The organism is Bradyrhizobium sp. WSM4874 (assembly GCF_055811835.1).
In genome coordinates this window covers 1-10,035 of the sequence record NZ_JBVVPR010000086.1, presented here as the reverse complement: position 1 = coordinate 10,035, position 10,035 = coordinate 1, and the positions used below count along the sequence as shown (strand labels likewise).

At 57.9% G+C, this 10,035-nt stretch carries 6 protein-coding genes and 1 pseudogene; 3 read left to right on the top strand and 4 right to left on the bottom strand.

Annotation, left to right across the window (positions count from 1 at the left end; translation table 11 throughout):
- Nucleotides 1–132 precede the first annotated feature (132 nt).
- Entirely contained in the window at nucleotides 133–1,689 is a 1,557-nt protein-coding gene (locus AC0L3P_RS38340; RefSeq protein WP_473309216.1) for an ISL3 family transposase, read from the top strand.
- An 86-nt stretch (nucleotides 1,690–1,775) separates the two neighbouring features.
- Nucleotides 1,776–2,231, top strand: a pseudogene (locus AC0L3P_RS38335) (transposase); the annotation flags it as partial.
- Between the two features lie 641 nt (nucleotides 2,232–2,872).
- Here AC0L3P_RS38335 and AC0L3P_RS38330 read toward each other — a convergent pair.
- The 4 genes from AC0L3P_RS38330 to AC0L3P_RS38315 form a co-directional block, all read right to left on the bottom strand.
- Nucleotides 2,873–3,895 (bottom strand): helix-turn-helix domain-containing protein, encoded by a 1,023-nt coding sequence (locus AC0L3P_RS38330; protein ID WP_473309215.1) that lies wholly within the window; start codon nucleotides 3,893–3,895, stop codon nucleotides 2,873–2,875.
- Between the two features lie 1,027 nt (nucleotides 3,896–4,922).
- Nucleotides 4,923–6,302, bottom strand: a complete 1,380-nt coding sequence (locus AC0L3P_RS38325; protein ID WP_473309214.1) for a radical SAM protein — start codon at nucleotides 6,300–6,302, stop codon at nucleotides 4,923–4,925.
- A gap of 17 nt (nucleotides 6,303–6,319) precedes the next feature.
- Entirely contained in the window at nucleotides 6,320–7,831 is a 1,512-nt protein-coding gene (locus tag AC0L3P_RS38320) for a radical SAM protein (RefSeq protein WP_473309213.1), read from the bottom strand.
- Nucleotides 7,832–7,934: 103 nt separating this feature from the next.
- A complete protein-coding gene (locus tag AC0L3P_RS38315) occupies nucleotides 7,935–8,165 on the bottom strand; it encodes a hypothetical protein (RefSeq protein ID WP_473309212.1) in 231 nt (76 codons plus the stop codon).
- Between the two features lie 412 nt (nucleotides 8,166–8,577).
- On the opposite strand from AC0L3P_RS38315, the gene AC0L3P_RS38310 reads away from it, so the two are divergent.
- Nucleotides 8,578–9,732: a hypothetical protein gene (locus tag AC0L3P_RS38310; protein WP_473309211.1), complete on the top strand. Its 1,155-nt coding sequence runs from the start codon at nucleotides 8,578–8,580 to the stop codon at nucleotides 9,730–9,732.
- Nucleotides 9,733–10,035: the final 303 nt, after the last annotated feature.

Here is a 10,035-nt window from a genome sequence, read left to right as displayed (position 1 = left end):
CTTCCTTTGTGGCGCCTCTCTACGCGACCACGTTAGGCACTTTTGATGCCGGTTCGAAGGGCCGTTCCACACCATCACTTTTGATGAAGTTCAAGCGTCGGCTCGCGTTGGTTTCACAAAGGAATCAATATGATGCAGCGAGCCCTACGTCCGTCCGCCTTGGTCCCTCGCGGATTTGGCGTGGAAAGCGCCTTTTGTGATGGCGCTACGACCGTGATCACCGTACGCGCCACGAGCGGGACGAGTCTCTGTCCTAGCTGCGGGACCAGTTCTGGGCGGATCCATAGCCGATATCAGAGGCGCCTAAATGATCTGCCGCTGGCGGGGCGGCAGGTTCGCCTGGTGGTCGTTGCGCGCCGCTTCCGCTGCGTTACTGTTCTGTGCGGTCGGCGTATTTTCACCGAGCGCTTCGACGAGGGCGCTCTGGCACCGTGGGCGCGGCGAACGACCCGGCTCGATCTGATCGTCCATCACCTTGGCCTTGCCTTGGGTGGCCGCCCGGCGGCGAGTTTTGCCCGTCGACTTATGCTGCCCGTGAGCAACGACACATTGCTTCGGGTGGTTAGAAAGCGCGGGTGTCCGCCCTTTGCTGCGCCGAGCGTTATCGGCATCGACGATTGGGCCTGGCGGCGCAATCAGCGGTACGGAACGATCATCTGTGACCTCGAGCGGCGACGACCGATCACTCTCTTACCCGACAGAGAGCCAGCCACTGCGCAGGCCTGGCTCGCGGGGCAGCCACAAATCGCTGTGGTCGCGCGTGACCGCGGCGGCGGTTACGCCCTTGCTGCGGCCAAGACACTCCCGCACGCTACCCAGGTCGCCGACCGTTGGCACCTCATGGAGAACGCGAGCCACGCCTTCCTGGATGCGGTTCGCAAATCCATGCGCCAGGTACGCATCGCGGTCGGCTCCGCCACCATAAATCCCAACTTAATGACCGCCGCCGAGCGCATTCAATATGAGGGTTATCTTCGGCGTGAGGACACCAACGCGGCAATCCTCAAACAGGCTGAGACGGGCGTCTCCATAAAGGAGATCGTACGGCTCACCGGCCATAGCCGGGGCCTCATCCGCAGGGTATTGCGAGGTCAGCGATCCGACGTGTTCAGGGTGCGCGAGAGCTCGCTCGAGCACTACCTGCCATGGCTGGATGTTCAGTGGGCCGCGGGCCATCGTAATGGCGCCGACCTTTGGCGTCGCCTCAAGGCGCGGGGATTTAGAGGCTCGGTGCGAGTCGTTGCCGAATGGGCGACACGCCGTCGGCGTGCCGAAACGGCCGATGCTCAGAGCCTGCAGCGCGTACCATCTGCGAGAACGATCGCCCGCCTGATGACCAATGGCCGCGATACGCTATCAAAGTCAGAGACCGTCACCATTGCGGCGATTGAGCAAGGCGTTCCTCTCCTGGTGGAAGCTCGAGAGATCATAGCCGCTTTCCATGCGATGATCCGAAAGAAGGCTCACGGAGAGCTTGAACCATGGTTGGAACGAGCATGCGCAAGCCTCGTCATGTCTTTCGCCAACGGCGTCATCAAGGACAAGGCCGCCGTCAGCGCAGCGATCACGACCTCCTGGTCCAACGGACAGACAGAGGGCCAGATCACCAAGCTCAAACTGGTCAAGCGCCAAATGTACGGACGCGCCAAGCTCGACTTGCTGCAGGCTCGGCTAGTCGGTGCCACATGACCAGTGCTGCACCATAAATGCGTCAGAGCCCCTTTTGGATGCCGATCACCCCGAAAACGGGGTCCTTATTCCATGCCGAAACACACCGTTCTCCCGGTGGCCTGTTCGTGCTGCACGCCACGGCGCTACCCGATAACCCCTACGACGGTCACACGCTGCGGGACGCCATCGACCGCACCGAGACACTCACCGGCTGCGCGATCGAGCGGGCCTATGTCGACAAGGGATATCGTGGCCATGACACACAGAACCCGCGCCGTGTCTTCATCTCCGGCCAGAAGCGCGGGGTCTTCGGTATCATCAAGCGCGAACTACGCCGCCGCTCCGCCATCGAACCCATCATCGGACACCTGAAGGCCGATGGTCACTTCGGCCGCTGCTACCTCAAAGGCCGCGCCGGCGATGCGGCCAACGTCATCCTCTCAGCAGTCGGCCACAACTTCCGCCGCATCCTCGCCTGGCTCAGAGTTCTTTGGCGCCTCTTCCTGGCCACCCTCATCGCTGCCATCAGCGACCGCTCATCGCTGCAATCGGCTTCTTAACGGACGACTGGTCAAGGAGACGGTGCCCAACCCGGCGGACACCAACCGCTTGTTCAGGGTTTCCAGGCCCCGGAGCGTGCGTATCGCTCATGATTAATCTAGCGGATGAAGGAGCGTCCGCATTCATATCGAAGTGAAACAGCCGGCCGGTTCCTTCAGGGATGATCGCACCCAAGCCGCAGTCTGTTGGGCAAACCGTCCTCCCCGAAAAGGGCTACCTCATTCCAAAGCGACCACAATGCTTCTTTGCAGCGCAATTCGGCTAAGGGATTATTCGAATCACTCCCACCATTTCAAAGCAGTCGTGACGTTTGAGGATATCGAAAGCGCACTTCCCGGATTGACCGGCTTGTTCTAAACGTCCCCATTAGCTAAAGTAGCCGTTCAGGTAATCTGGTTCAAACGGACGGGCGGCTGTAGAGACGACGGCGGAAAGAGCTGAACTCGGCAGTGGATCATTTCTTCATCTTGACGCTATGCGCGCGATAGACAACTGGACACCTCTCCTGGCGACGCGCAAGTCGACGACTTTCATCCCCGCGTCGGTGCCCCGAACCGAGAAGCTACTCAGGCCACCCCATCTGATTTTGCCAGCGCCGTTGATTTCGACGGCGTGAAGGCGGGCCCCACCCCAAAGGCCCTCATCCAAACCTGCCGGCCTGTTGCGCGAGCCATCGATCCATCATTTCAGCCGGTGGTATCCCATGGGTACGATAGCCATCCAGGGAACGACTGCAGTTGTATCGCTCGAGCCAGAGCTTCAGTTTTGTCTGAAAGCAATCCAAGCTTAAACGATCCTCCTTCGCTCGCCGACCGCGAAGGAACTCAGCGCACACGATCTGGCGGAAACGCTCACCGAACCCGTTCGCATTCACCGGACGCAGTTTTATGGAATGGCTCACCTCGCCACTCGCGACAGTGGACGCGTACGGTCTCGCGTCGCGGCAATTAATTGCAATCCTTTTGTTGGCGATCACCTCCCTCACGACGAGTTCACGCTCGCTGTAGAAGGGGATGACGACGTTTTGCATTAAATCGGTCAGAGCTTGCGAATGCCCGCAGACACTCAGCGTAGCAAACGCATAAGCGCAATAGGTATCGACGACGAAACACAGAAGGATCTTGCCTGCCCCATGGACGCGGCCGGCGGCCAGGATGCTCGCGCAGAGCACCTCCCCGGGGGCCTGACTTTCACGGTAACGCTCGCGAAAGCTAGGGTTCTTGGCTTCGATGAAGGCGGACTGTTCGGGCGTGAGCCTGAGAAATCGCCCGGCAGCGAGCGCTTCAAGCACCAGCCAACGCTGACGGCGGGAGCCTAGGCCGCGCTCTTTTAAAAGTCTCTGCACTGTAACCGCCGATAGGTTCACGCCCTCGCTCTGGAGCAGATCTTGCAGACGATTGCAACCATATGCGGGATGCTGCAACGCGAGGGCAGCAATTTTAACTGCCGTCTGCGGTGGGGTCGTCTGAGGGTGACTATGGTGAACCGGCGGCCGGTCCCGCAACCCATGTATGCCTTGCGTCTGGAAGCGGCGACGCCACGCGTAGAAGCTCGTGCGGTCAACCCCACAATGACGGCAGGCCTTAACAACGCTGCCCAGCGTCATTGCCAACTCTAGGACATCGAGTCGCCAATGTGCGCGCATCATCGACATGTCGAGCATGGTGCTGTCTTCTCGGGTTTTGAGCGACTTCCTGAGACAGTGTGTTGAAATCCTTGGAAGTACGCTAAATGCTTACTTTTCCTCTGCGCAATCGGCCCGTCATGACAGCATTCTCACTCGAGCCTGAGGGAGGCGTCTGTCAGACGTAGCCCAAATCTACTCAGTCAGAAGCTGACGTTCGAACAGCCGCGCTGCAACTACCTTCCTTTGTAGGCTTACGCCCAACGCGGCTTCCATGGTGATCGACCGCCGCACGACAGAACACGAGGTATTCCCGACACCTGGACCACGGCGAGGGAGACGAAGCCACTCGCCATGGAGACGTGAGGTGATCTCCATCGCGCAGACTTGGTTCGGCATTTGATATCTGATCTTTCCGCATGGCAGCCTAACCCCGGAAGACGCTCCACCTATCGATGCGGAAACTTTGTTCGGACAACCGGGACCAGCTCTGTACCGGCGTCTCAGAAGCGGGCCGCACGGACTGCTCGTCGAGTGCTACGCCGCTCGTCTCGTCGAAGAGAGGCTCGTTCGGCATGCCGGTGGCGTTGCCTCTACGTAATTGGCGGGCTCCTGAGTTGGATCGCAGGCCGTCGCTATAAGCTGGCCGATATCTTATTCTTGAAAATCGCGCGCAAGGCATTTCTCGATTCCTGCGCTGACGAGACCAACTGCTCGCGGTCTCGAAACAGAACTGCCGGCGTCTGCTGACGCTCGGTCTTGATCTAATTTCGGACGCTGCGTCGCGTCAAACGCCTTGGTCGGTCACTTGCTGTACCCGGGTAGCTTGCGGTATCCAGGCCCGAACCGCTTAGCAATGTCCTGGAGCTCGATCTCATGTGCGTGGCGACCTGCTATTCCGGACTCCGTGGATAGCGCATCGTGCTCGCTTAGGGATCCGTCTTGACCCTGAATGCGGATTTCAATGATCGCGCGCAGTTATTCCAATCTGATGCACGAAGAAGGCGCTTGCAAATCCCGCTATTAGACGAAGGTCTTGTGGACCATCGCGATGGGGCATCAAAGCCTACTGATCAACATCTAGGACTCCAGTGCGGGCATCGAGCCGCCGCTCATGAAACCGGTGATAAAAGGTGACTTTGTCGGCGAGGGCTTGGCGCATACTGCAGGCCACCACGCGCCGGCCATCGACATGGTGCTTGGGACATGAGCCCAGGCACGCTGGCATCATCCGGCAGCGACTGCACCCATAGCTCTGGAAGGGGTTGAACTCCCCAAATGGCATCTCAACCGCCGTCGCGTCCCGCAGTGTTCGATCCATATCGCCCGGTTGAATGCGCGCGAATGTCGACTGGGAGGTGCCCACAGCGGGGATACACTTGCCGAGGTTACCGTGTGGATCGATCGTAAATGAGTTGCGTAAGACCGCAGTGCAAGGGTAGCGCTTGGGCTGCGGCATGCCGAATACCATGTAGCCCTCGAACTCGAGGAAGCGACGAAAAGCCAGCTCCTCCTTGGCAAACTCAGTGTTGGTGAAACAGTCGTGTGGCACGCAATCCACCAGTCCTCGGCTGGTATTGATAAAGCCGAGACGGAAATCAATGCGCTGATCGACCACTCCGTGGCTCTTGAAGAGGCGAACGACGTATTTGGCCTCTTCGATGTTTTCCCGATCCACGTTGATGCGGATCGTGAGGGACCCCGTGGCCTGAACAATGTCCTTCAAGTTCTCGGCCAAAAAGCGGTAATGCGCCTCAGCCTCCCCGAGGGGAACCTGGCGGCGAGCAGAATAGGTCTCGGGCATCCCGTCGAGGGATATCTGCAGCGCCTTGATACTAAGTTCCGGAAGGGCGGCAATCTTTCCCGGCGTCAGAAGAACGCCATTCGTCAGCATCTCAGCATAATAGTCGACACCGCTTTCTGCGCAGATCGACTTGAGTGCGCGCGTCATGGCGTTGATTGCGGCATAGGCGATCAGTGGCTCGCCGCCGAACCACTGGACGACTAACTGACGACTTCGGTTCAGCTTGCGACGGACGAACTCGATGATACCCTGCTGCATCTCTTCCGATACGATCGTCGTCTTCGGCGTATTGCGCTGAAAGCAGTAGCTACAGTGCTGATTGCAAGCCATGGTCGGCGCGATGGTGATAAAAAGGCGTGAATCGTCGACCTTCCCGTGACGAAGCCGCTCCTCCTGCTCGCCAAACTCATCCACCTCCTTCGGCACTAGAAAGCCAAGTGTTGCGAGACAGCTTACAAGCTCGTGATCCGGCGTGGCGTCCTCATGCTGCAGACTATTGAAGCAGCCTTGTATTATAGCCCAGCCAGCTTTATCCAATTCAAGTGTCTGACCGTTGCTCGCGTTGAACAGCACCGTCGTTTCCTCCGCCTCACGCAGGGGCATGTTGAAGCTCGACGGTTTCCAATTTCGCGTCGTCGTCATGGTCGTGGCGCTCTCCACTAGCTGATTCTCACGCCCGGCTTATCGTTGAAAGGACACAACGGCGCCGTGGCGTGAACGGATCCATAGGAGAAATATGCGTCTCGGTAGCACCGGCCCCTCTCCCATATGCACGTCTCGAAGGAGGGACAGGTCTCGCAACTGGACCCCGCAAACCGGTCGCGGCTCGGATGGATAAAGTCGAGCAATCGGCGCTCACTCCAGATTTCCCGCAACGATTGGCGCCGCGCGTCGCCGACCAGGAACGGCTCCTCGTAAGCCATCTGCTCGCATAGGAATGCGCCGCCGTCGGGACCTATTCCGAGAGCGTGCCATCCTCCTCCACAGCCGATCCGCTGGCTCCAGATCTGTCGCTTGCGCTCCGGCGTAAGCTCTCCAGTTGCCGTGGGGAGCCTAGACAGATTTTCGTTTAGCTTAATGTCCGGATACTTCGCTCGGATTGTCTCAAATTCGCGAGCAAGCGTCGTGTGATGCGCGCCTGTCACGAACAGATCGTCGCTGTGGCGGTGGAATGAGCGCGTATAGCGCACAAAACTGAAGGTTCTAGCGCCCCGAGGATAGAAGAAATCGACGATCTTCTTCGGTTGATCGACATTTAGTCCAGTAATAACTGCTTTTATAATGGGATGTATGCCGAAAGCCATGAAGCTTTCGAATGTGCGCGCCGTCAGTTGCGCGCGGCTTTTCTTCACCTGCAAAATGCGCTTATTAACAGCCTCGTCAGCGGCATCGAAGCTAAGCTGCACCGGCCGCTCAATCACATCATTGATCTTCTCCTTGAAGCCAGCATCGACTAGTCTCGCGACCGAATCACGGTCCATAAGTGCTTTAGTTGATAAGAGGAAGAGCATCTCGTGCTCGACCAACAGATTGAGGAAATCCAGTCCATCTCGCCGCGCCAAGGTGTCACCATTGTCAGGTGAGCACATGCGCACCCCCATCGAGGCCGCTTCCTGGATCAGCTCGCGCCAGCGTTCAAGACGCATCTCTTCACCTGCTTTTACGCGTCGGTCGGCGTAGCAATAAAGGCAGTCAGTTTGACAGCGATGGGTGAAGACAGTGTAGAGGTTGATTGGTGCCTTCAGGCGAAATCGAGTCTTCACGCCTTGCATAACGCGCGAATGTGCCTGCGGATCGATGACAAAGCAGCGCGGGTCAAAACGGATCGCTTTTGTGATCGGGACATCGGCAATCTCCAGGATGCCGTTAGCACCAATACCCACGGGTGATACGCTCGCGCGCACCAAAGTGTCGACGCTTGACAGCGTCTCGATGAGGCACCCGGCCACGGCGCTCGGAAAGAGGCGGTGGAACAAGTTCTCGATCTCAGAAAACCGCGAGATGCCGTCCATGAGTGACAAGGCGAACCCCTGAAGCGGGGTGAGGAAATGGATGTGCGTGTTGATGTAGTCCAGAGGATAGAGAATTGGCCGACACCCATCTCGCGTGAAGACGAAATCTCTGCGCACCGCGACAAATTGGTCTGGCTCGATGGAAAGTGTCGCCATCATAACACGATCTCTCCGCACTCTCACCCCGGGTTGCCGAGTCCTCTACCAGACGAGGCCGCCATCTGGAGCGTTTGCCCCAGGTGGCACCCAGTCCACTGCTGGCTTACCAGCAGATCATACAGGGACAGACAGTACAGCTGCCACAGCCCGCCCCCTGAAGGGGCTCGGCGAGCGGCGCACCGTCAGCAGGGACAAGATTGACCTTGAGACCCTTCTTCTTGATCAGGGTCTGCATCTCCTGAATCAACTTGGCCGATTCGTACTGCTTAATCAGCGTACCAGGATCGTAGTCGCCGCCTTTCACAGGAACTGTATTGTCTTCAAGCGTCTTCATTTGCCATCTCCATCAGAAGTATGGGCCTACGCCCGCAGCTGATTACGCTATTCGTAGATGAAACGCTTTGACAGCAATCAACATGACTCTTAACCATCTCTGCTGACAGACGTGCGCGCTGCGGCGGCAGCTCGCCGATGCCCGTCGAAGATCGTTGGCTGAGCCCCCGGGAACGAGTAGTGTTCGTGATCAGACCACAGCGGAGCCGTACCGAGGGTCACTTTCCATCATGAACAAGTCGCGTCGGAGGATCTCCGTATTGGCTTCAGTTCTAATGGTATGTGCAGCAAGTGGGATATGCGGCTGTAGGAGATGGCATCGGGCACAAAAGCCACCCGATGCGCGGCTTGCACTGGATGCGCACTACCCAGGACTGCCGCCAGATGCGCAGCATCGATATCTCACTCTTCCGTTGGATTACGCAGATGAAGGCAGCGGACGTTTTCGCGCGTTTTATGTGCTCAGCCCTGACTTCAATCCCAATGGTCCTGTTGTTTTCTTTCTAACAGACGGGCAAATGGAATTGGTAGGCTCGGAGATGAATTTCTCTTTCTTTGGGGAGCAGCTTCCTGGAGTCTCTTATGTGCTGATCGGCCATCGTGGCCATAGCCCCATGCTGTTCCCCGAGGTATACATAGACGGCAAGCTAGACCTGCGCCGCGCAATGAACCTCTATGGCTCCTGGCAGCGTGTTGAAGATGTCGAGCGAGTAAGGCGGGACATGGTTTCCGCAAAACTGCTTCCGTCAGACGGACGCATAATGATCTTCGGAGCCTCGGGCGCGGGCGTGCTCGCGCAGCAGTACCTGCAGCGATATGGAGAATACGTTACTCGGGCATTGCTGGCCACTACCGGAGCGCCGGACTTGGCCAGCCAGCACGGATGGACCTACGCGCGCAACTTCGCTGAGGTCGACCAGGAAGCTGCTGCTTCCCTATCCAAAATTGCTACGCTTGAGAATGGCACGCGGGCAGACTTCGCCTATATGCTCTTTCAACTCGGGCGCCAAGGACAGTCGGGCTTGGCAACGCTTCACAAGATCGTTCACCGGAAGCAAAGCCACCCGTTCTTGTGGTATGCTTGGTATGAGCTGCACTCGAGCGTCAGTTGGGCACTCAACCGCACACTGCTAGGCCTTCCTACTGCTGATGCCGCGAAGGTGCGGATGTACGAGCTTCTTGGAAGCGATCTACAGAGTGCGACCTTCTCATACGGCTATGATCTCCCACTCTACGTTTGGTCCGCAGAAATCCTGACGGATTTTCTGCGTCAGCATGCGCTCCTTCCAAATCTGCAATTGGATCGGAGCCGTTATCAGGGGGAGGTTTTGATCATCGCGGGAAAGGACGATGTCGTATTCTCTCCGGCAATAGGGAAGGCCATCGCATTGGCCTATTGCAGGGCCCGCTTCCTGTTGGTTCGTGGTGGCCACCGGTTGGAATTGGACAACGAGTACCAGCGTGCCGTTCGCAGAGCCTTCTTCATTCACGGCCTACACGCACGCGACACAGCGTCGCTCCTGGACAATCCTCCAACTCCCGTAGAGCAGCTGGCGGACCCACAATGAGTCGATCGCTCATGTTTCGATGTCATTCGGCCCTTTAATTGCGGTTTTTTGCAAGCTTCCTTTTGAAGTCTCCAACGGCACGACGGTAAGCTCGTGCTTGTCAGAGCTTGCCAAGGTTGCGGAGACGGCGCGAGCGCGGCTTAGCTGGGCATTGGATCGCAACGCTGCTGCAGACAGCGAAGATGAATAATGTCGAACCGTTCGCCTGGCTCACAGAGCTGGCCCCGCAAATTCGGACAGTAGCTTGAGTGGATTTTCTGCCTGAGAGCGGCGAGGATTCTTGCCGCGAATCAGGAGCGAAGA